Raw genomic sequence first — 21,024 nt, forward strand, 5'->3', positions numbered from 1 at the left:
AGATTTAACTATTTAAAAATGAAAGAATTACCATTTCAATTTCTCAATTAATTGAACTTTTCACTCTTTTAATATTTAAAATACTTTTCTTTCAACACCGCAAATTTAGTTATTTTTGCATTATGGAATGGTTTGAATCTTGGTTTGATACACCTTATTATCATTTGCTTTACAGTAACAGAGATTACACAGAAGCAGAAAACTTCATCACAAAACTCACTCAGGAGCTTCAGCTGCCTCAATCTTCAAAAATAATTGACCTCGCTTGCGGAAAAGGAAGACATTCTGTTTTTCTTAATAAATTGGGCTACGATGTGCTTGGTTTAGACCTTTCTCAACAAAGTATTGAGTTTGACAAACAGTTTGAAAATGAAAATCTGGCTTTCAAAGTGCATGATATGAGAAATCCTATCGATTCTCAACCTGTCAATGCGGTTTTTAATCTTTTTACGAGCTTTGGGTATTTTGATAACGAAGCTGATGACAGAAACGTTTTCCAGTCTGTTTACAATGTCTTAAAACCAGAAGGCTTTTTTGTTTTAGATTATCTGAACGAAGAATATGTAACCGGAAATTTAGTTCCGGAAACTACCGTTCAGAGAGAAGGAGTTGATTTTCATATTTCTAAAAAAATTGAAGGCAGACATATTATTAAAGATATTCGCTTTGAAATTGACGGAGAGTCTAAACATTTTTTCGAAAAAGTAAAACTTCATACCCTAGAAACTATCGAAAACTACGCTTCAGAATGTGGTTTTGAAAGAATAAAAATTTGGGGAGATTATCAGCTGAATGATTTTCAGAAAGAAATTTCGCCACGTTGCATCAATTTGTTTAAAAAGAAATAATGATTCTCATTCTATTAATTCTAAGCGTCATCACCGGAGTTTTTCTTGGAAAATTCTTTGGTAAAAAAGAGCAGTTTGCAAAAAACCTTTTGATTTTGAGTGCCGGTTTCCTGATTACCATTTGCTTAAATGAAGTTTTCCCGCTGGTTTATACGTCAGAAGTAAGTGAAAATTTAGGAATTTTCGTTATTGGTGGTGTTCTACTTCAAATGATTTTGGAAGCATTAACAAAAGGTTTTGAGCATGGGCATTTCCATCATCATAATGAAAGTGGTAATATTTTACCCGCCGCATTGATGGTCGGACTGTTTATTCATGCGTTTATCGAAGGAATTCCTTTGGCAAATGAAACGAATCCCTGGTCACCTTATCTTTTAGGAATTTTGTTTCACAATCTTCCTATTTCGTTTATTTTGGGAGCATTTTTGTTTAACAGATCGGGCTCAAAAGCATCGTATCCTTCTCTTTTAATTGTTGCATTGTTTGCTTTAGCTTCACCAATGGGAATGTTGCTCGGAAATTATTTCAATCCTGAATGGCAACCCTATTTTCTTGCGATTGTGGGTGGTATTTTCCTGCATATTTCATCCGTTATTATTTTTGAAAGCAATAAAAATCACAACATCAACTGGTCAAAGATTGGCTTGGTTATATTGGGGGTTTCGTTAGCTTTAATCATGCATTTATTTCATTCTCATCCTCACGATCATCATTGATATCAGGTTCAAATAAATAAACAAAGGCTTCGAAAATATTCGTAGCCTTTGTTTATTTAAGTAAAAATCTGATTAAAATTTCCAGCCTATTGTAAGGAAGAAATTGTTTCGGATATTTTTTACATCTGATACTACTGAAGATGGAGTGGTTACATCAAAATCTCCGGAGTAATATCCTGTATTGTAATTATCAAATTCATATCCCGCCAAAAACGGGTTTTTGTATTCTGAACTTACGTTTTGGTAAGCTGCATCAACATAAAACTTCCCGAAATCATATCCGATACCTGCACCAATTGTACTTCTGTCTCCTAAAATATAATTGCTGAAGCTGCTGTCGCCCACTGTACCTGCATTAGAAAATGCACTGATTGTTGTGGTATCAAAAGGACTTGATGCATAAGAATAACCTCCTCTCAATCTCAGAGATTTGATTCTGTACTCTGCCCCAACTTTTACTTCAGATAAATTTTTGTAGTTATCATTGAAAAAAGCGTTTAATTCAGTTTCTGCTGAACCTTGTACTTTATATCTTGGCTTTGTCAAACCTAAAGTGTAGTCAACATTTATCGCAAAGTTTTTGCTTGGAACAAATGCACCACTTAAGGTTGCTTTCATAGGAGATCTAAAGGTTCTGTCTTCTACAAAATTATCATAATAAATTCCATCTGCACCGTCATAATAGTCTCTATAAGCTCTGTCAATGGTTCACCAAGTAGGAGTCTCAATCGATGCACCCAATCTTAATTGATTGCTTACTTTACCAATTACCCCTAAACTTCCTGAGAATCCGCTTGAATTTTCAGAATAAGGAGTAAATTGTTTGTCGAAAGTAGTAACCGAATTATCTAAGTCTAATCCGAAAACTGCGCTGTCAAACTGCTCCATATCTACTCCATGCATATTAAGACTTGCACCAAAATATAATGAATTGTTATAATTTGCACCTACCCCAACATTAAATTTTGTTTGCGTTCCGTATCTGTTGTATGCATGACCTAAATACGACATATTTCCTACAACATTATTTCCACCCTGATCTACAAGATTTTTCGCAATAGAAACATTAGAGTTACCTGGTGATTCTACATAGTCTTCTATAGAAGTTGTCGAAATATTTGCTGCTACATTAATAAATTTCCAAGGCGTTTCTGTCATCAATTGGAATGTAGCGACACCGTTGACGTTTCCTATATTAACCTTGTCGATATTGTAATCAATAGAAGAACCCGCTAATGAAGCCGTATTTTTGTTATTAATTACAGACAGCGTTCCTGAAACATCACCTGCAATGGCAACTCCTATACCTGCAGGATTCGTCATCAGCGAAGTAGCGTCACCTCCTAAAGCTCCGTTTGAACCTACCATCGCATTAAACTTTGAAGATCCTACCATTGGAGTGTTTGAATATACATCCACGGAGTTTCTGATTACTGAAATATCCTGAGCCTGCACAAAAAATGCTGCAGAAATACTCATTATTACTAAAGATTTTTTTAACATTATTTTATTAATAGTTATTGAGTTTAATATTATCTACCTCCGGATCTGAAACCGCCGCCTCCGCCGCCTGATCTCATTCCACCACCGCCAGAAGATCCTCCAGATCTGAAACCGCCTCCGCTACTGCCAGAGTTATATCCTCCCGATCTGAAACCACCGTTATCACTTGGTCTTGATCCGCTGTCGTTTCTGTATCTTGGTTGAGACTGCTGTTGTTGTGGTCTGTAATTATAATTGGGTCTTTGCTGAGCATTTGGATTTCTCATACCAGATTGATTTCTAAAACCTCCATTGGTTGTTCCCTGACGGAAACCACCGTTTGAATTTCCTTGTCTGAAACCACCATTATTTCCTTGGCTATTTCTGAAACCAGAACCACTGTTGCCGTTTCTAAATCCGCTTGAATTAGATTTATTGATCCCTTTTGTACTGTTTACAAATCCTCCTCCGTTCGCTCCGCTTCTTCTGTAAGCTGGTCTGTAATAATTACCTCCCCAGTAGCCGTTTCCGTAACCCCAATTTCCAAAACCATATCCACCGCCCCAGTAAGGATTGTACATTCCCCAATAAGGTGAGTTCCATCCCATTCCCCAGTAAGGGTTAAATCCTCCCCATCCCCAAGAATTTCCCCAGCCGAATGACATTCCCATGCCCCATCCGCCGTTCCATCCCCAAGGCGAGCCCCATCCCCATGGTGAACCCCAACCCATTCCCCAACCCCAAGAGTTGTCATAGATGTTGGTTTCATTTCCTGCAAAATTACCCCAGTCAGAGTCTGTTGCATTGTTATTCACATTGCTCCATTCATTGTATCTGTTGTCGTATTCTTGAGAGTTGATCTGAGAATTTTCTACAATACTAGATTGTGGATAGTAATCGTAATAATCTCCTACTCTATTTCCCTGATCTCCGTTAATAATAACCCCTTCAGGAAGAGTATCTTTATTGGGATCATAATATACTCCGTCGGTCTCACTGTAACCGCCAACCTGGGCACCGCAAGACATTAATAATAAACCACTTGCAACTGCTAAAACCCCTCTGGATTTTAGAATTCCAAATAAATTTTTATATATATTTCTTTTCATGATAATGGATAAATTTTTAATTTAAATTATATTTGCATCTTGTACCAAAAATATACCAAATTATTGGTAACAAGCAACTATCAAAAATAGATTTTTATTTTTAGATTACAATAATATACAAAAGTTAAAATATTAAAAAAAAATTAATGGCAAAATTAACTTCAAGAAGCGAAGATTACAGCAAATGGTATAATGAGTTGGTAGTAAAAGCAGATTTGGCTGAAAACTCCGGCGTGAGAGGATCCATGGTTATCAAACCTTACGGATATGCAATCTGGGAGAAGATGCGTGACGAGATGGACAAAAGATTCAAGGAAACAGGTCACGTTAATGCTTATTTCCCGCTTTTTGTTCCGAAAAGTTTATTTGAAGCTGAAGAAAAAAACGCGGAAGGTTTTGCTAAAGAGTGTGCGATTGTTACCCACTACCGTTTAAAAAATGATCCGGATAATCCGGGGAAACTGATGGTTGATCCGGAGGCAAAATTAGAAGAAGAATTAATTGTGCGCCCAACTTCTGAAGCAATCATCTGGAATACATATAAAGGATGGATTCAGTCTTACAGAGATTTACCGATTTTGATCAATCAGTGGGCAAATGTTGTTCGTTGGGAAATGCGAACCCGTTTGTTTTTGAGGACTTCAGAATTTTTATGGCAGGAAGGTCACACTGCTCATGCTACAAAAGACGAAGCATTGGAAGAAGCGGAAAAAATGAATAATGTGTATGCAGATTTTGCAGAAAAATTCATGGCAATGCCGGTTGTAATGGGTGTAAAAACACCGTCTGAAAGATTTGCAGGAGCCGATGATACGTATTGCATTGAAGCTCTGATGCAGGATGGAAAAGCTCTTCAGGCAGGAACTTCTCATTTCCTGGGACAGAATTTCGCAAAAGCATTCGATGTGAAATTTACCAACAAAGAAGGGAAAATAGAACATGCCTGGGCGACATCATGGGGAACTTCAACCCGTTTGATGGGTGCTTTGATTATGACCCATTCCGATGATTTCGGTTTGGTTTTACCTCCTACTCTTGCTCCGATTCAAGTGGTGATTGTACCTATCTTTAAAGGTGAAGAACAATTAAATCAAATCAGCGAAGTCGCTTTAGAGATTCAGAATAAATTAAAAGCAAAAGGAATTTCCGTAAAATTTGATGATGATACCCATAACAAACCGGGTTGGAAATTTGCCGAATACGAATTAAAAGGTGTGCCTTTGAGAATTGCTATGGGACAGAGAGATTTAGAAAATAAATCCGTAGAAATTGCAAGAAGAGATAATCTTACGAAAGAAACCCGTCCGCTGGAAGGTTTAGATACATACATTGAAGATTTATTGAAAACCATTCAAAATGACCTGTATACTAAAGCCTTAAATTTCAGAAAGGAAAACATCACAAAAGTTGACTCGTATGAAGAATTTAAAAAGGTTTTAGAAGAAAAAGGAGGTTTTATCTATGCACATTGGGACGGAACTGATGAGGAAGAAGCGCAGATAAAAGAAGAAACCAAGGCTACAATCAGATGTATCCCGATGGATGATGACATTGAAGAAGGAATTTCTATGATTTCCGGAAAGCCATCTAAGAGACGTGTTTTATATGCGAAAGCCTATTAATACTTAACATAATATTATCAAATCTTCAAAAAATAGTTAATTTTTTGAAGATTTTTTTTAAAAAATCAACGTTTGGAGAGATTTTTGTTTAATTTTATAATACATTAATATCAAATAATACATTATGTCATTAAACATCATCGATTTAATTAAAGGACAGCTAGGTTCTGCATTAGTAACACAGGCTGCATCGCAATTGGGCGAAAGTGAATCCGGTATTTCAAAAGCTATCGGAGGTTTATTACCAGCAGTTGTTGGAGGATTGGCTAACAATTCAGACAATCCAGCTGTTCTGGATGCGATTTCAAATGCTCCTTCTCAAGGATTGCTTGGAAATCTAATGGGAACGATTACCAATAACTCTTGGGTTGCAGGTTTATTAACATCAATTTTTGGTGACAAACTAGGAGGTCTGGTTAATTCTATTGCAACTTATGCAGGAATCAGCAATAACTCGTCAGCTTCTTTACTTAATCTGGTAACTGGGGCAACAGTAGGTTCTGTAGGAAAATATGCAGCTGATAATAATCTTGATCAGTCAGGCATTTCAAGTTTACTGAATGATCAGAAAGGTATAGTTTCATCATTACTGCCTGCAGGTCTTTCTTTAGCATCTTTAAATGTAGGAGACTGGGCGAAAGGTTACAAGTTTGATAACGATAATGATACCATCAGAACCACACCAACAACACCGCTTCCTAACCCAACACATCACGAAGAAAAGAAAATTGAAGTAACAAAAAGTGTTGCAGATGGCGGAACTTTCCCCGACAGAGCGACCACTACATCGGACAGTGGATCTATATGGAAATGGCTTTTACCTTTGCTATTATTAATTGCTGCAGCATATTTTATATGGAAGCAGTGTGAGAAAAAAGAAACAACAACTACAACCACTGTTGCCGGTGATTCTTTAAATACTGTAAATGATTCATCATCAATGCAAAATGATACTGCAACAACAATGACAACAACAAAAGTTGATGAAAACATTGATCTGAACGGTACAGCATTGAAAGGTTACAAAGGAGGAATGGAAGATAATATGATTACTTTCTTGAAAAGCGGGTCGTATGCAAGTGCAGCTGACGATGCTGCTTTAAAAGATACTTGGTACAGTTTTGATCATGTGAACTTCAAAATAGGTTCTGCTACAGAATTAGAAGCTGGTTCTCAGGGTCAAATTGATAACTTGGTAGCAATTTTGAAAGCATTCCCGGATGCAAAAATCAAAATTGGTGGTTATACCGACAAAACCGGTGTTGAAGCAGACAATGTAAAACTTTCTACTGCAAGAGCAAACTTCATCAAAACTGCATTAACCAATGCTGGTGTTGGTACTCAGATTCTAGGAGCTGAAGGTTACGGAAGTAAATTTGCAACCGTTGATGCTTCTGCAACTAACGAAGAAAGAGCAGTTGACAGAAAAATGGCTGTAAGATTTACAAAATAATTTTATTTTTAAACATAATTTAAATCCCGGAATAATATTTCGGGATTTTTTATATGAATATCATCATCATTTCATTTATTTAATTACATTTGTTAGTCATTTCTAACAATTATGAATTTTAAACTTAATAGCGCTTGGCGAAAAGAGAAAACTTCAAACTCATTATCAGAAGTTTACTCATCTATAAAAATCCCCAGAAACGGTAGTTTTTGGAGGAAATATCTTGCATTTGCCGGACCCGGATTGATGGTCGCTGTAGGTTATATGGATCCCGGAAATTGGGCAACGGATATTGCCGGCGGTTCACAATTCGGTTATACTCTACTATCTGTAATATTAATATCGAATATCTTCGCAATGGTTTTACAGCATTTGTCTGTAAAATTAGGTATTGTTGCGGAGAGAGATCTTGCACAGGCGTGCAGAGATCATTTTAAACCTACTACAAATTTCATGTTGTGGATATTTTGTGAAATTGCCATTGCTGCCTGCGATCTTGCAGAAGTAATAGGTTCTGCAATTGCTTTAAATTTACTTTTTGGAATTCCTTTGACTTGGGGAATTGTGATTACAACTGTTGATGTCTTGATTATTTTATTGCTTCAGGCAAAAGGCTTCCGCTGGATAGAAAGTATTGTTGCAGGATTGATGTTTATCATTTTAGTGTGTTTTGGGTATGAAATTATTATTTCTAAACCTGAAATCAATGCCATTTTGGGAGGATTAATTCCTCAAAAAGAGATCATCACCAATCCCGCAATGCTCTACATTGGTATCGGAATTTTAGGAGCCACCGTCATGCCGCACAACTTATATCTTCACAGCAGCATCGTACAAACCAGAGATTACACCCGTGACAAAGAAGGAAAAAAAGAGGCTATAAAATTTGCAACTTTAGACAGCACAGTATCATTACTACTAGCGTTTTTCATTAATGCTGCTATTTTAATATTAGCTGCAGCAACTTTTCATACAACAGGAAATGAACATATTGCAGATATTCATGATGCGTACAAAATGCTGACTCCTATTTTAGGTGCATCGATGGCGAGTATTGCTTTTGCAGTTGCTCTTTTGGCATCCGGACAAAATTCTACATTAACGGGAACCCTTGCCGGGCAAATTGTAATGGAAGGTTTTTTAAACATCAGATTAAAACCCTGGTTGCGAAGACTGATTACAAGATTAATTGCCGTAATCCCTGCATTGATTGTGACCATTATATATGGTGAGAAAGGAACAACAGATCTTTTGGTTTTAAGTCAGGTAATTTTATCAATGCAGTTGAGTTTTGCAGTGGTTCCGCTGGTGATGTTTACAAGTGATAAAGCAAAAATGGGTGAGTTTGTCAATAAGCCCTTTTTGAAAACCTGTGTCTGGGTGATTACTTTTGTTATTATCATTCTCAATCTCTATCTTTTATATCAAACATTTTTCGGGGAATAGGTAGATGATAAATTAACCTTCTCTACACAAACCTGCCTAAATGTCCTGTTTTTTTTCTTTGGCAAAATCTTTGACAATCATGCTTTATAAAAAGTTATTGAAACATGGAAAATCAGGATATCAACGAAGAAAATATCAATAATCAAGAAGAAAACATCACTCAGGAAGAAGTTACAACAGAAGAAAATGTGACAGAAATTCCTACTGCAGAAGAACTTTTGGCAGTAGAAAAAGACCGTTATATCAGATTGTATGCTGAGTTTGAAAACTATAAAAAAAGAACTTCAAAAGAGAAGATGGAATTCTTCACCTATGCCAATCAGGAAATGATGGTTTCTATGTTGGGTGTTTTGGATGATTTTGAAAGAGCCTTAAAAGAAATTGGTAAAAATGGAAACGCTACAGACATTCAGGGTATTGAGCTGATCTATCAGAAATTCAAAAGTAAATTAACCGAGAAAGGTTTAAAAATAATGGAAGTAAGAGCGGGTGACAGTTTCAATGTAGATTATCACGAGGCAATTACTCAGATCCCTTCTCCTTCTGAAGATTTGAAAGGTAAAATTGTAGACGTTATAGAAACAGGATATACTTTAGGTGATAAAGTGATTCGTTTTGCAAAAGTTGTAACAGGAAATTAATTATCAGTAATGGGTAATAAGTAATTAATATTGCTCATTACCCATTGTTTATTACTTATAAATATATGTCAAAGAGAGATTATTACGAGGTTCTTGAGGTCAGCAAATCTGCGAGTGCCGACGAAATAAAGAAAGCATACAGAAAAATGGCGATCAAATATCACCCGGATAAAAACCCGGGAGATAAGGAAGCTGAAGATCAATTTAAAGAAGCTGCAGAAGCCTATGAAGTCCTGAGTGATGACCAAAAACGTGCAAGATACGACCAATATGGTCATGCAGGAGTGGGCGGTGGTGGCTATGGCGGAGGTGGTTTCGGCGGAGGCGGAATGAATATGGAAGACATCTTCAGCCAGTTCGGTGATATTTTCGGAGGTGGTTTTGGAGGATTTAGCGGTGGTGGCGGTCGTCAGCAGGTGAAAGGTTCTAATTTAAGAATCAGAATCAAGCTGAATCTTGAAGAAATGGTAAACGGAACTCAAAAAACTCTTAAAGTAAAAAAAATGAAGATGGCAGAAGGTGCCACTTCAAAAACCTGCCCTACCTGTAACGGAGCCGGAGTTCAGATGAAAGTGATGAACACAATGTTCGGACAGATGCAGACACAAACTACTTGTGGAACCTGTCAGGGAATCGGGAAAGTTGCCGATAAAATTCCTACAGGTGCAAACGCACAAGGTTTAATAAAAGATGAAGAGGAAATCTCAATCAACATTCCTGCAGGAGCGAGAGACGGCATCCAGCTGAATGTGAGAGGCAAAGGAAATGATGCGCCGTTTGGTGGAATTCCCGGAGACCTACTTGTAATTGTAGAAGAAGAAGTAGATCAGACTATCAAAAGAGAAGGAGACAATCTTCATCAGGAATTGTATATTTCTTTTGCAGAAGCAGCTCTGGGAACAAAAAAAGAAATTCCAACCGTTGGCGGAAAAGTAAAAATTACCGTTGATGCAGGAACTCAATCCGGAAAAATTTTAAGATTAGCCGGAAAAGGTTTGCCAAGTATCGACAGCTACGGTAAAGGTGATATGTTTATCCATATCAATGTATGGACTCCTCAGACACTGAATAAAGAGCAAAGAGATTTCTTTGAAAAGCAAATGTCTAGCGGTGACATGGTAGCAGAACCTTCAGGAAAAGAAAAAACTTTCTTTGACAAAGTGAAAGACTTATTCAACTAAAAAAGATAATAAAAGAGGCTTTATAAAAAAAGTCTCTTTTTTAGCTTCAATTTTTTATTTAATTTTATACCTTATTAAAAGGTAGCAATTCAAAATGAACTATCAACTTCACCTTCGCACACCAGATTCTAAAGCCAATCTTGTTTTTAACACGATAGTCTTTGATGCTTTCAAAGTAAATATTGTAGAAAGATACTACGGTCTTGTTCCTAAATCTTGCGACGTTTTATTCAAAGTCAGAACTTTAGATGATAAACTTATCAAAAGAAAAGACGGACATGTAAAAATCAGAATTAAAGACGAAGATTATAACACTTACAAAACTTTATTGAAAGTTTTGGGTTCTTACGAATACAAAAACAAACTTATCAGCAGAAATGATGCACAACAGGATTTTGTTCATTTTATTCTGAGGCTTGTTATTATGAATTATGATTTAAATTAAATTCTCTCTATTTTATTGAATACAAATTTTCGGGCAGTATAATTCATCAAATTAATAGTTTTTTTTGATGATTTTATTTTGTAGATGAATGCTGAAAATTAAAGTTTAAAGCAAATATTTGAATTTCTTATTGAGGTAAACCAAAGCAAAACTTAAAGGAATTAAAATTGCCAGAAAAATCAAAATCTGAAAAGATTGAATTTCCTTGTAAAAGGTTGACTTCATAATCAGCGGATGAACAACATATATTGCTGTGGATAGACTTGCCAAAATTTTTGAAGTAGTTTTGATGTATATTTTCTGGCAGTATAAAAACACCAGCGGACAGGCAAAAATCAAAGAAAATAAGATGTCTGTGCTTTCTGAACTGATTGTGTGATAATTAAAAATCGCTTCTGCAATAACACACAAAACAGACAAAATCATCCATAGAAATGGCTTTTTATATTTTGAGATATCAATTTCGTGCTTGTTAATCAAAAAGCCCATCGTTAAAAATGGAAAACATACGAAAAGGAAATTTCGGTAAAGCAGATAATCATTCAAAATGATATCATGATTTTGTTGAAAATAATGCAAATTTCCCAAAACCTGAATGATATAACCTGTCAAAAATAAAAAAAGAGTCAGTACAATCAATAGTGTAGAACTTTGATTTCTTAAAAAATAAAGAATAAAGCCTGAAAAAAAAGTTCCGATTAAATACCATAAATGATGATAACCAAATAGAACAGTCAGGAAAATCGGTTCGTTATCCTTCCAATACGACACATAAATAAGCATCCAGATTGCATAAAGCAAAAACGTTCTGAAAAGCCATTTTTTCAGCTTTTTTTTGTTGTCAATGTGAAAGAAATAAAATCCTGTAATAATTAAAAAAACGGGAACTGCGATTCTGAACAATCCGTTGACCAAGACGTAACTTAAAGTTGGATAAGAATCTTTCAAAAAATTCATGTGCAGGAACACGACAAAAAATGCCAGTACAATTTTTAAAACATCAATTGACAAATTTCTACCCATAATTAGTCAGTAACAATAAGAACTAAACATTCAATTTTCGCAAAATAAATAAAACTTTGCATTAAAAATCCTGCCGTGATCATTCAAAGCAGGATTTTCTATTAAGATATACCAATTATTTTTTTTTAGCTAATGAATATACTTTCTTTCCGCCGGTAATCAAAAACAAAGCAACTAATCCTCCAACTATACCGAAAATAATTTGTTTCAACGTTTCGTTCCATGTTGGAAGTGAGTGATGAAGATAATCAATGTTGTGATCAAAAATTCCGCCTGCTACCAAAATCAAAGCAATTGTACCGATCACTCCCAGAGCTTTTATTACAAAAGGAAGAGCTTTTACAAGTAGATGTCCCAATTTAGCAAAGAAACCTTTATCATTGCTTTTCTTAATTAACTTGAAGCCTGCATCATCCATTCTTACAATTAATGCTACAATTCCGTAAACTCCTACGGTAGCAATTATCGAGACTACCGAAACGGTAACAATTTCTACAAGCAACGGATTAAACTGTGATTTTAAAGCTTCGTAGCCATCTTTTGCTGCAGCCAATGAGATAATTACAATTTCAAGGGATAAAATAAAATCAGTGGTTACGGCCGATTTTACTTTAACTTTCTCAGCTTCTTCACCATTCTGAATCACATCGTCTGCTTCTTCAATTACTTCATGTCCCTTTTTTTCTCTGTGAAATAAAAATTCTACAATTTTCTCGACCCCTTCATAAGCCAGATAAAATCCACCAATAATCAGGATAATTTTTATCGCAGGCGAATACAGCCATTCTAGGAGGAAAACAAAAGGTACAATAATCAGCTTATTGATGAATGACCCTTTCATTATTTTCATTAATACAGGAATTTCTCTTGATGAAAGAAAACCAGTCGCTTTTTCTGCGTTTACCGCTAAGTCATCACCCAAAATACCTGCTGTTTTCTGAGTCGCAATTTTACTCGTAACCGCAACATCATCCATCAAAGCAGCGATATCATCTAAAATCGCAAAAAAACCAGAAGCCATATTGTTTTAATATTTTTAATTAATGCTAAGTCCTGCAAAAATATAGATTTAATTTGATTTTGAAGATAGTTTTTGAACAGTTCTTAATCATCCGGCGTTTCAAATGCTGAAAGGTTATTAAATTTTGCATTCATTTAGAGAGAAACTATTTTCTTCTTACCTTTACTCTATGAAAAAGCTGATTCTCAATTACCATTTCTTTGTTTTAGGATTGATAGGCTTTGTATTCAATTCTTGTAATTCTAAATTTCGGGTTTGGGTGGGAAATAAAGAACAAAAAATTTACAATTTAAATTACGGAGAACACAAACGCCAGAAAATGGATATTTTCCTTCCTGCAGATTATGCTGCTAATTCTCCTGTCGTTGTAATTCTCCATGGCGGTGCCTGGAAATACGGCAGAAAAGAGCACATGATTAAAATTCAGAAAATGCTTTTTGAAAACAATATTCCGAGCGTTAATATGAATTACCGTTTGGTTTCAAAACATTTAACTTACAGAGAGCAGCTTGAAGACATCAGTTTAGCAATTGAAAAGTTCAATTCTTTATCTGAAAAAGCAGAACTTTTTCCCAATAATTATATTCTTTTGGGCGAAAGCGCAGGCGGACATTTGGCATTGCTTTACGGTTATCAGAATTCAGACAAAATAAAAAAAATCATCTCCCTAAGTGAACCTACAGATTTTTATTCTCAGGAATATTTACATTCATTCTATTCAAAATATACATCGGGAACCGTTCAGAAAATGGTAGGAATACAATTTGACCGAAAGAATTTATCTGAAGAATTTAAAAAAGCCAGCCCTATTGCAAACATCACGAATGTTCCGACCCTATTATTTCAGGGGAATCAGGATTTTCTGGTTAATCAGAAGCAGGGTTTAGCATTAGATTCAGCATTAACTGCGTTGAATGTTCCGCACAAATTTGTTTTTATGGATAAAACAGGTCACGCTCCGAGATTTTTTAATAAGAAGAAAAGAGACAGCATCATTTACCCAAACATTCTCGACTGGATCAAAAAATAACCTGCTCAAGAAAGCAGGTTATATAATTTATTTAAAGTTAGTTATTTTTCTTTGTCGATCAAATCATCTAAAACCTCATCCTCCAATTTCGGGTTTTCTTTTGGAGCTCCAAGGACAAATTTAAGGATGACAGGAACTGTAGTTACCAGAACAATAATGATGATGATGAATTCAAGCTTTTCTTTCAGATTAATCCCAAATTGATCCATGAACAACTTATCTAAATAATGCCCTGCAAAGATCAAACTGAAAGACCAGAGTATACCACCAATGATATTATCTCGTAGAAATGCCTTTTTATCCATCTTCACGATACCGGCTACAATTGGCATAAACGTTCTTACCACAGGTAAAAATCTTGCCATAATTACAGCTAATGCACCATTTTTTTCAAAAAAATCATGAGCTTGGTATAAATATTTTTTCTTGAAAAGAAAAGTATCCTGTTTTTTATAAAGAGCAGGTCCTGTTTTGCTGCCAAACCAATATCCTACCTGGTTACCTACAATAGCAGCAATCGCCACAGCACTTGCCAAAAGAGTAGTGTCTAAAAAATCACTTCCTGTAGACCCAAAAGTCTGAGAAATAATATCTACCGCATAAATACCAGAAACAAAAAGCAAAGAATCTCCCGGAAGAAAAAACCCTACAAACAAACCTGTTTCGGCAAAAATGATAAACAATATAACCCAAAACCCACCCATATTGATATAGAATTCGGGGTTTAGTAAATCTCTCCAGCTATTGTAATCTTCCATAAGTAATGATGATGAACAAAAATAAGCTTAATAAAATTATGCTGAAAATATATTAGCATATTTTAACGAAAATTCAAACATGATATTTTATAGGTCGAGGTCATCATCAGAAACCGAAGTTCCGTCTGCCATTAAGAAGGCTTTAAGAAATGGGGTTAAATTTCCGTTCATTACACCGTCTACATCAGAAGTTTCGTGTCCGGAACGTACATCTTTTACCAATTTGTATGGGTGCATCACGTAATTTCTTATCTGACTTCCCCATTCGATTTTCATCTTTCCGGCTTCAATTTCGTTTCGGGCTTTCATTCTTTCTGCCAATTCCATTTCATACAAACGGGATTTCAAAAGCTGCATTGCTTTTTCTTTATTTTGTAGCTGAGAACGGCTTTCAGAATTTTCAATAATAATTCCGGAAGATGCGTGACGAAGACGAACAGCTGTTTCCACTTTGTTGACGTTCTGCCCTCCTGCCCCACTCGAACGCATGGTTTCAAAGGAAATATCGGCAGGATTGATATTGATTTCAATCGTATCATCAACCAAAGGATATACATAAACCGAAACAAAACTCGTATGCCTTTTCGCATTAGAATCAAACGGAGATATTCTTACCAAACGATGAACACCATTTTCCCCACGCAAATATCCGAAGGCAAATTCGCCGTCTATTTCCAGAGTTACCGTTTTTACACCTGCAACTTCACCTTCCTGAAAATTCAGTTCCCGTAGTTTATAACCTTGCTTTTCTGCCCACATCGTATACATTCTCATGAGCATTGCAGCCCAATCGCAAGATTCGGTTCCTCCTGCTCCTGCTGTGATTTGTAAGACAGCAGAAAGTTCGTCGCCCTCATTAGACAACATATTTTTAAACTCCAGATCTTCAATTTTTTCTACAAGAGCCGGAAAAGATTCGTCTAATTCTTTTTCAGAATCCGGATCTTCTTTAGCAAATTCCATTAAGACCTGAATATCTTCAAATCTTGTAAAAATTTCCTCATAATCATTCACCCACTTTTTCTTGGAGCGCATTTGCTTCATGAAAATTTCTGCTTCTTTGGGATTGTCCCAAAATTCCGGAGCAAGTGTTTTTTCTTCATCGTTTGCAATCTCAATTTTCTTTTTCTCGATTTGCAAAAATTTATATAAATCCTGAATCCTGGATTGGGTTTCTTTTATCTGGTCGTTGTTAATCAAAACTATAAAATTTGAGGTGTAAATTTACGGATAAATCATGAGTAAAGGTATTTTGAAATGGGTAATATTTAAAGCTGTAATTTCTTCAATACTCCAACGCTCAATCTATTTCACTTATACCTTATCTTCATCATTATGCTGAAAACCTATTTCTCTTCTTGGTATTTCCACAGCTTTGTAAGATTCTAATTCGGTTTTTAAAGCATGAATTCTCATCTGGAAATCATCTAAATTATTAACGATCACATCACTTAAAAACTGGGCAATCTGGTTGAGATATTCTTCAGTCAGTTTTGCTCCGGCATCCCGTAAAGCGCCGTTTAAAAGTGTTTCATCAATGATGAGTTTTTCGTTTTTAGTTTTGTCATAACGGTTTTTAATCCGTTTTTTTAAACTTTGGGTAAAATCAATTAGCATGGTATTGCTAAAAACTTTCATTTTAGAAGCAATTCCGCTCCAGAAAGGAATTTTATCAGCTTTGTTGTTTTTAAGAATCCTGAAAAGCAAAGAATCTTTATCTAGATTTCTGGTCATTGAATAGAGAATGATTTCCGACCGCTCCGCCGCATTGGGAGGAAAAACAGGTATTACGACATCAAATCTTCCGGGTGCCAGAATTTCTTCATCAATATCGGCGACTGAATTGGCTGAACCAACCATTAAAACATCCTCGCTTTCAAATTTTGATATATAATGAAGAATAACTTCCTGAGATTCTAGATTGCAGGTCGCAACATTTGTCTCAGCACTTCTCGCCATCATAATTTCATCAAAATCTTCCAAAAAAAGCAAAACTTTTTCTTCTTTCATCATTTTTAAAAGAAAATCATTAAAGTTGGTCTGATTTCCATCTACAAAAGAGGTTCCCAGATAATGTTTCTTGACTTCTTTAAATTGATAACTAATTATTTCCGCAATTTTGTTTGCCCAAAAAATCTTACCGCTTCCCGGAGGACACGATATAAAATGATTCCAACAGGTTTGTTGATACCCCAGTCTCTGATCTGTTGAGGATTTAAAAACGGTTCCAAAATGCTAGAAATATAAAAAAACAAATCTCTGTAACCTATAAAATCTCGCTGTTGCAGCCTGGTTTTATTTCCAAAATAATTATAGACAAATTGATAATTGCCTCCTAGCTTATTGTCAATGCCATAACTTGAAACCGAAGAACGGAAAAATCCGTTATCAAAAATATTGGATTGATCTTCCTCAATTGCCTTTTCAATTTTTTCTTTCGGCTGATTGATGGTTTCGGCTATCTGTTCGATAGTTTTATTTTCGTCTAAATCTTTCTCATATTGTTTCAAAAAATCCACATTTTCCCGGGCAAACTTTTCAAAATCTTGTTTCACTTCAAATTGAGTGGTGATACAATCAATAAGATCCAGATCAAAATCCTGAATAAACTGCTTGATAGCCTCTGCGGAAACATTCAATTCCTTTGCCAGTTCTATTAACTTCATAAATCATCTTTGAATCAAATGTAATAAAAAATATGATAGATTAATGGTTACTCGTTCTTTGTCGTTTGATGTTGGATAAAAATTTAGTTCTTATCAATAAACTTATTAACGTATTAACTTTCTAATAATATTTGAACTTCATTGTAACATTTTACGAAAAAGAGAAACCTATTGCATATAGAATTAAAAACATGGAAAAAGTTTTATCGGTCAAAAATCTGACTAAAAAATTCAAGAGAGTTGTTGTCAACAATATTTCCTTTGACGTAGAAAGAGGCAATGTATATGGACTTTCTCGGTCCCAACGGAAGCGGAAAATCAACTACTTTCGGAATGCTGCTTTCAACCATTAACCCTACAAGTGGCGACTGGTTTTGGTTTGGCAAAAAAGGAACTGATCCTGAAACACTGAAAAGAATAGGTGCCATCATTGAACAGCCGAATTTTTATCCTTATTTAAATGCCGAAACCAATCTTAAAATCGTTGCAGAAATAAAAGGAACACCGTTCTCAAGAATTGATGAAGTATTGCAAACCGTAAAACTTTTAGATAGAAAAAAAGACGCTTTTAAGACCTATTCTTTGGGTATGAAACAACGTTTGGCAATTGCTTCTGCTTTGCTGAATAATCCGGAAGTCTTGATTTTAGACGAGCCTACAAATGGTTTAGATCCTGAAGGAATCATTCAGATCAGAGAGATTATCGGGAGTATCGCAAAACAGGGAATCACCATCATCATTGCGAGTCACCTTTTGGATGAGATTGAAAAAATATGCAGCCACGTAATCGTTTTGAAAGAAGGAAATGCGATCTACTCCGGAAGAGTGAACGAAATAACGAATAACAAAGGATATTTTGAATTGAAAGCTGATAATAACACCGCATTGATGACTGTTCTGGAAGAACTTCAATGGTTCGGTTCTATCAATATTGACGGCGATGTTATCAAAGCACAGATACTTGAAGATGTATCTGTCTCTGCGTCTGCTCTAAATCAGAAATTATCAGAAAAAGGCATTTTCTTATCTCATCTTGCAAAAAGAAAACAATCGCTTGAAAATCAATTCCTTGAACTTGTAAAAAACACCAACTAATCATGATAAAATTATTAAAACTTGAATACTACAAGAACCTGAATTACACACCGTTTAAGGTTTTTACGATACTTTACTTTGCAATATTGGTAATTTTTTTACTAATTGGTTTGGTTGATATAAAACTTTTCGGAAATCCTATTAATTTAAAAGAACAGGGAATCTATAATTTTCCGGAAATCTGGAATTTCACCACATGGATAGTTGCTTTACTGAAGATTTTCTTAGGATTAATCATTGTATTCTCCATCTGTCAGGAATTCAGCAACAGAATGTTTAAACAGAATACGATAGATGGTTTAAGCAGAGAAGAATTTATCGGTTCAAAACTGATTACCATTACGATTTTTACGGTGATTTCCACTGTACTTGTTTTGGCAATTACAATGTTTTTAGGATTTCAATATTCTAAAGATACAGAATCATCAAAGGTTTATGCAGAAATATTTTTCATTGGAAATTACTTTTTAAAGCTGTTTACATTTTTCTGCTTCTTAATGTTTCTTTCTATTTTGTTGAGAAAATCAATCTTTGTATTTCTTGCGTTTTTTGTGCTTTGGGTAGGCGAATCGATTCTTGGAGGTATTGAAACCTATTCGAAAGTTAGCGGAATGCAGGGACCACAGAGAAATGAGATTCTTCAAAACGACTTTTTCTTCAGCAAACTTTTACCGTTGGAAAGTATGTCGAGTTTAATTCCAAACCCGATGATGAGACTTAATATGGCAAAAGCGATGGGTATGAAATATGAATTTACCTATCCTACGGAAAGCCTGATTGCCTGTATCGTTTGGTGTACAATTTTCATTCTGGGTTCTTATCTGATCTTGAAAAAGAGAGATTGGTAGTTTTTATTTCAAGATTTAACATTATTCAAATATAAAAGTGATTCATTTTTTGAGTCACTTTTTTTTATTTACATTTGAACCGATGGTTTCAGGAAAGAAAATATACTACGTTCCGGGATTGATAAGCGCATTATTGATTCCTGTTTTGTTTTGGTATTTGGGAAATCGGAAACTAAACGAACCTATTCCCAATATTATGGATTTTGGAATTCCGGCAAAATATGATCCTAAAGTTCCGGTTGATCAGCAAAATACACTTGAACATATCAGAAATTGGAACTATCAAAAAATAGAGGTAAAACCTAATGAAGCAAGAAGAAATTCTAAATTCTATATTTCAGAAATTAAAAAACTACAACGGGAAAACAAAAAAGAATCCGGAATTGAATTCATTTTAAATAAAGAAAATTCTTACGATGATTTTATTTCTTTAATTAATGATATGCATATTTCCAAACAGGAACATTACGGTCTTGACTTAGAAAAGACCGGTCATTTCTTTGTTGTCCATTATTATAAAAACTCCAATGCAAAGGAAATTGGATATGAATGTTTACTTTGTAACGATGTCATTCGTGATGAATATAAGCCAACATTTTTCGATGATACGAAATTTTTCATAAAGCAACTTCCTAAACAGGCTTTTTATTTAATTTTTGGCTTCTTAATCTTCCTAAACATTACTATGTTCAGCATCAAAGAAAGATTTTTAAACTAAAAAAGTTGCCTTTCGACAACTTTTCAATTTTATTTTTTCGCTTTTGGCGGGTTTGCTTTTCTCGCTTCTTCAAAAAGTCCCGGTTCGATATGACAGTAACCTCCCGGATTTGCGTTCAGATAATCCTGATGATAATCTTCCGCTTTATAGAAATTTTTCAAAGTTTCAACCTCTACGACAACCGGTTTAGAATAATTTTTGGCTAATTTTTCAACTTCTGCTTTTACAATTTTTTCTGTATTGGCATCCGTAAAATAAATTCCGCTGCGGTAATTATCTCCTACATCATTTCCCTGTCTGTTTAAAGTCGTGGGATCGATTGATTTAAAATAAAGTTCAATCAACAGTTTTAAATCTACCTCATCTGCATCGTACTTCACTTTTACCGCTTCCGCAAAACCTGTAGTATGGCTCACCACTTCTTCATACGTTGGATTTTTAGTTTTCCCGTTGGCATATCCTACTTCAGTTCCTACAACGCCTCTTACCTGCTGAAAAAGATGTTCGGTTCCCCAAAAACATCCGCCTGCAAAATAAACTTCTTTTACATTTCCTGCTTCCATAATTTTTTGATTTTCTTCTTTAGTTTCTGTTGGTTTTACTTTTTTAGAATCTCCGCAGCTTGCTGCAAAAACAGCAATTCCAAGAAACATTCCCAGTAATATGAATATGTTTTTCATTTTTTGTTTATTATGCTTAATCATTTTGTTGATATAATTTTTAGAACACTTAAGTTAGATGCAAATTTCACGCTAAAATTAAATTTGATTTAGTTTAATTTTCAACGATCAATTTCTTTAATATGATATACGAAAAAACGAATCAGAACGGTTTTAATTTAAAAGTTAATTGAAAAATTTTGATCTTTTTTTTCAAAGTTTGTCATTCCGGAGGAATCTAAACATTTGAATTTCACGGCGAG

At 35.0% G+C, this 21,024-nt stretch carries 20 protein-coding genes and 2 pseudogenes; 12 read left to right on the forward strand and 10 right to left on the reverse strand.

Going from position 1 to position 21,024, the window contains the following annotated elements:
* The first annotated feature begins 122 nt into the window (after positions 1-122).
* Both ACZZZA_RS15235 and ACZZZA_RS15240 read left to right on the forward strand, forming a co-directional pair.
* Entirely contained in the window at positions 123-848 is a 726-nt protein-coding gene (locus ACZZZA_RS15235) for a class I SAM-dependent DNA methyltransferase (protein WP_463433174.1), read from the forward strand.
* The gene (locus tag ACZZZA_RS15240; protein WP_463433176.1) at positions 848-1,564 is read left to right on the forward strand and encodes a ZIP family metal transporter; all 717 of its coding nucleotides are present in this window, start codon (positions 848-850) and stop codon (positions 1,562-1,564) included. Before ACZZZA_RS15235 ends, ACZZZA_RS15240 begins: the two co-directional genes overlap by 1 nt.
* A gap of 72 nt (positions 1,565-1,636) precedes the next feature.
* On the opposite strand, the gene ACZZZA_RS15245 is transcribed toward ACZZZA_RS15240, so the two are convergent.
* The 3 genes from ACZZZA_RS15245 to ACZZZA_RS15255 form a co-directional block, all read right to left on the reverse strand.
* A complete protein-coding gene (locus ACZZZA_RS15245; protein WP_463433178.1) occupies positions 1,637-2,182 on the reverse strand; it encodes a hypothetical protein in 546 nt (181 codons plus the stop codon).
* A gap of 90 nt (positions 2,183-2,272) precedes the next feature.
* Positions 2,273-3,043: a hypothetical protein gene (locus tag ACZZZA_RS15250; protein ID WP_463433180.1), complete on the reverse strand. Its 771-nt coding sequence runs from the start codon at positions 3,041-3,043 to the stop codon at positions 2,273-2,275.
* 53 nt (positions 3,044-3,096) lie between these two features.
* Positions 3,097-4,155 (reverse strand): prolyl-tRNA synthetase, encoded by a 1,059-nt coding sequence (locus tag ACZZZA_RS15255; RefSeq protein ID WP_463433182.1) that lies wholly within the window; start codon positions 4,153-4,155, stop codon positions 3,097-3,099.
* A 146-nt stretch (positions 4,156-4,301) separates the two neighbouring features.
* Here ACZZZA_RS15255 and proS point away from each other — a divergent pair, with 146 nt between their 5' ends.
* The 6 genes from proS (at position 4,302) to ACZZZA_RS15285 (ending at position 10,943) form a co-directional block, all read left to right on the forward strand.
* Entirely contained in the window at positions 4,302-5,777 is a 1,476-nt protein-coding gene (gene proS, locus ACZZZA_RS15260) for a proline--tRNA ligase (RefSeq protein ID WP_463433184.1), read from the forward strand.
* Between the two features lie 124 nt (positions 5,778-5,901).
* Positions 5,902-7,230, forward strand: a complete 1,329-nt coding sequence (locus tag ACZZZA_RS15265; RefSeq protein WP_463433186.1) for an OmpA family protein — start codon at positions 5,902-5,904, stop codon at positions 7,228-7,230.
* 111 nt (positions 7,231-7,341) lie between these two features.
* On the forward strand, positions 7,342-8,676 hold the full coding sequence (locus tag ACZZZA_RS15270) for an Nramp family divalent metal transporter (protein ID WP_463433188.1): 1,335 nt from the start codon (positions 7,342-7,344) through the stop codon (positions 8,674-8,676).
* A 104-nt stretch (positions 8,677-8,780) separates the two neighbouring features.
* Positions 8,781-9,317 (forward strand): nucleotide exchange factor GrpE, encoded by a 537-nt coding sequence (locus tag ACZZZA_RS15275; protein ID WP_463433190.1) that lies wholly within the window; start codon positions 8,781-8,783, stop codon positions 9,315-9,317.
* A 65-nt stretch (positions 9,318-9,382) separates the two neighbouring features.
* A complete protein-coding gene (gene dnaJ / locus ACZZZA_RS15280; RefSeq protein ID WP_463433191.1) occupies positions 9,383-10,498 on the forward strand; it encodes a molecular chaperone DnaJ in 1,116 nt (371 codons plus the stop codon).
* Between the two features lie 94 nt (positions 10,499-10,592).
* Positions 10,593-10,943: a prevent-host-death protein gene (locus tag ACZZZA_RS15285; protein ID WP_463433193.1), complete on the forward strand. Its 351-nt coding sequence runs from the start codon at positions 10,593-10,595 to the stop codon at positions 10,941-10,943.
* A 105-nt stretch (positions 10,944-11,048) separates the two neighbouring features.
* Here the strand turns inward: ACZZZA_RS15285 and ACZZZA_RS15290 are convergent, their stop codons facing one another.
* Together ACZZZA_RS15290 and ACZZZA_RS15295 are read right to left on the reverse strand one after the other, a co-directional pair.
* On the reverse strand, positions 11,049-11,966 hold the full coding sequence (locus ACZZZA_RS15290; RefSeq protein WP_463433195.1) for an acyltransferase family protein: 918 nt from the start codon (positions 11,964-11,966) through the stop codon (positions 11,049-11,051).
* 115 nt (positions 11,967-12,081) lie between these two features.
* Complete coding sequence (locus tag ACZZZA_RS15295) at positions 12,082-12,987, reverse strand: DUF808 family protein (RefSeq protein ID WP_463433197.1); 906 nt, start codon at positions 12,985-12,987, stop codon at positions 12,082-12,084.
* A gap of 169 nt (positions 12,988-13,156) precedes the next feature.
* On the opposite strand from ACZZZA_RS15295, the gene ACZZZA_RS15300 reads away from it, so the two are divergent.
* Positions 13,157-14,017, forward strand: a complete 861-nt coding sequence (locus ACZZZA_RS15300) for an alpha/beta hydrolase (RefSeq protein WP_463433199.1) — start codon at positions 13,157-13,159, stop codon at positions 14,015-14,017.
* Between the two features lie 41 nt (positions 14,018-14,058).
* Here the strand turns inward: ACZZZA_RS15300 and ACZZZA_RS15305 are convergent, their stop codons facing one another.
* The 4 genes from ACZZZA_RS15305 to ACZZZA_RS15320 form a co-directional block, all read right to left on the reverse strand.
* On the reverse strand, positions 14,059-14,775 hold the full coding sequence (locus tag ACZZZA_RS15305; protein WP_463433201.1) for a DedA family protein: 717 nt from the start codon (positions 14,773-14,775) through the stop codon (positions 14,059-14,061).
* 87 nt (positions 14,776-14,862) lie between these two features.
* On the reverse strand, positions 14,863-15,975 hold the full coding sequence (gene prfB, locus ACZZZA_RS15310; protein WP_463433203.1) for a peptide chain release factor 2: 1,113 nt from the start codon (positions 15,973-15,975) through the stop codon (positions 14,863-14,865).
* A 114-nt stretch (positions 15,976-16,089) separates the two neighbouring features.
* A complete protein-coding gene (locus tag ACZZZA_RS15315) occupies positions 16,090-16,971 on the reverse strand; it encodes an AAA family ATPase (RefSeq protein WP_463433799.1) in 882 nt (293 codons plus the stop codon).
* Complete coding sequence (locus ACZZZA_RS15320; protein WP_463433205.1) at positions 16,881-17,441, reverse strand: hypothetical protein; 561 nt, start codon at positions 17,439-17,441, stop codon at positions 16,881-16,883. The genes ACZZZA_RS15315 and ACZZZA_RS15320 overlap by 91 nt, the downstream gene beginning before the upstream one ends.
* A gap of 191 nt (positions 17,442-17,632) precedes the next feature.
* Here ACZZZA_RS15320 and ACZZZA_RS15325 point away from each other — a divergent pair.
* The 3 genes and pseudogenes from ACZZZA_RS15325 to ACZZZA_RS15335 all read left to right on the forward strand — a co-directional run bounded on the left by ACZZZA_RS15325 (position 17,633) and on the right by ACZZZA_RS15335 (position 20,102).
* Positions 17,633-18,536 (forward strand): annotated as a pseudogene (locus tag ACZZZA_RS15325) (ABC transporter ATP-binding protein).
* 2 nt (positions 18,537-18,538) lie between these two features.
* Positions 18,539-19,384 carry an ABC transporter permease gene (locus tag ACZZZA_RS15330; RefSeq protein ID WP_463433207.1) on the forward strand — a complete coding sequence of 282 codons (846 nt, stop codon included), beginning with the start codon at positions 18,539-18,541 and terminating at the stop codon, positions 19,382-19,384.
* 49 nt (positions 19,385-19,433) lie between these two features.
* Positions 19,434-20,102, forward strand: coding sequence for a hypothetical protein (locus ACZZZA_RS15335; RefSeq protein ID WP_463433209.1), 669 nt, complete (start codon positions 19,434-19,436; stop codon positions 20,100-20,102).
* Between the two features lie 41 nt (positions 20,103-20,143).
* On the opposite strand, the pseudogene msrA reads toward ACZZZA_RS15335, so the two are convergent.
* Positions 20,144-20,665 (reverse strand): annotated as a pseudogene (gene msrA / locus ACZZZA_RS15340) (peptide-methionine (S)-S-oxide reductase MsrA); the annotation flags it as partial.
* Positions 20,666-21,024: the final 359 nt, after the last annotated feature.

The organism is Chryseobacterium sp. AC405b (genome assembly GCF_979258685.1).

What these genes read in the sequence shown, in the direction of transcription:
- ACZZZA_RS15265 (WP_463433186.1), top strand. Translation starts at nt 5,902, where the DNA reads ATGTCATTAAACATCATCGATTTAATTAAAGGACAGCTAGGTTCTGCA.
- ACZZZA_RS15300 (WP_463433199.1), top strand. Translation starts at nt 13,157, where the DNA reads ATGAAAAAGCTGATTCTCAATTACCATTTCTTTGTTTTAGGATTGATA.
- ACZZZA_RS15250 (WP_463433180.1), bottom strand. Translation starts at nt 3,043, where the DNA reads ATGAGTATTTCTGCAGCATTTTTTGTGCAGGCTCAGGATATTTCAGTA.
- dnaJ (WP_463433191.1), top strand. Translation starts at nt 9,383, where the DNA reads ATGTCAAAGAGAGATTATTACGAGGTTCTTGAGGTCAGCAAATCTGCG.
- ACZZZA_RS15320 (WP_463433205.1), bottom strand. Translation starts at nt 17,441, where the DNA reads ATGAAGTTAATAGAACTGGCAAAGGAATTGAATGTTTCCGCAGAGGCT.
- ACZZZA_RS15330 (WP_463433207.1), top strand. Translation starts at nt 18,539, where the DNA reads ATGATAAAATTATTAAAACTTGAATACTACAAGAACCTGAATTACACA.
- ACZZZA_RS15255 (WP_463433182.1), bottom strand. Translation starts at nt 4,155, where the DNA reads ATGAAAAGAAATATATATAAAAATTTATTTGGAATTCTAAAATCCAGA.
- ACZZZA_RS15290 (WP_463433195.1), bottom strand. Translation starts at nt 11,966, where the DNA reads ATGGGTAGAAATTTGTCAATTGATGTTTTAAAAATTGTACTGGCATTT.
- ACZZZA_RS15295 (WP_463433197.1), bottom strand. Translation starts at nt 12,987, where the DNA reads ATGGCTTCTGGTTTTTTTGCGATTTTAGATGATATCGCTGCTTTGATG.
- ACZZZA_RS15275 (WP_463433190.1), top strand. Translation starts at nt 8,781, where the DNA reads ATGGAAAATCAGGATATCAACGAAGAAAATATCAATAATCAAGAAGAA.
- ACZZZA_RS15270 (WP_463433188.1), top strand. Translation starts at nt 7,342, where the DNA reads ATGAATTTTAAACTTAATAGCGCTTGGCGAAAAGAGAAAACTTCAAAC.
- ACZZZA_RS15305 (WP_463433201.1), bottom strand. Translation starts at nt 14,775, where the DNA reads ATGGAAGATTACAATAGCTGGAGAGATTTACTAAACCCCGAATTCTAT.
- proS (WP_463433184.1), top strand. Translation starts at nt 4,302, where the DNA reads ATGGCAAAATTAACTTCAAGAAGCGAAGATTACAGCAAATGGTATAAT.
- ACZZZA_RS15235 (WP_463433174.1), top strand. Translation starts at nt 123, where the DNA reads ATGGAATGGTTTGAATCTTGGTTTGATACACCTTATTATCATTTGCTT.
- ACZZZA_RS15285 (WP_463433193.1), top strand. Translation starts at nt 10,593, where the DNA reads ATGAACTATCAACTTCACCTTCGCACACCAGATTCTAAAGCCAATCTT.
- ACZZZA_RS15240 (WP_463433176.1), top strand. Translation starts at nt 848, where the DNA reads ATGATTCTCATTCTATTAATTCTAAGCGTCATCACCGGAGTTTTTCTT.
- ACZZZA_RS15245 (WP_463433178.1), bottom strand. Translation starts at nt 2,182, where the DNA reads ATGAAAGCAACCTTAAGTGGTGCATTTGTTCCAAGCAAAAACTTTGCG.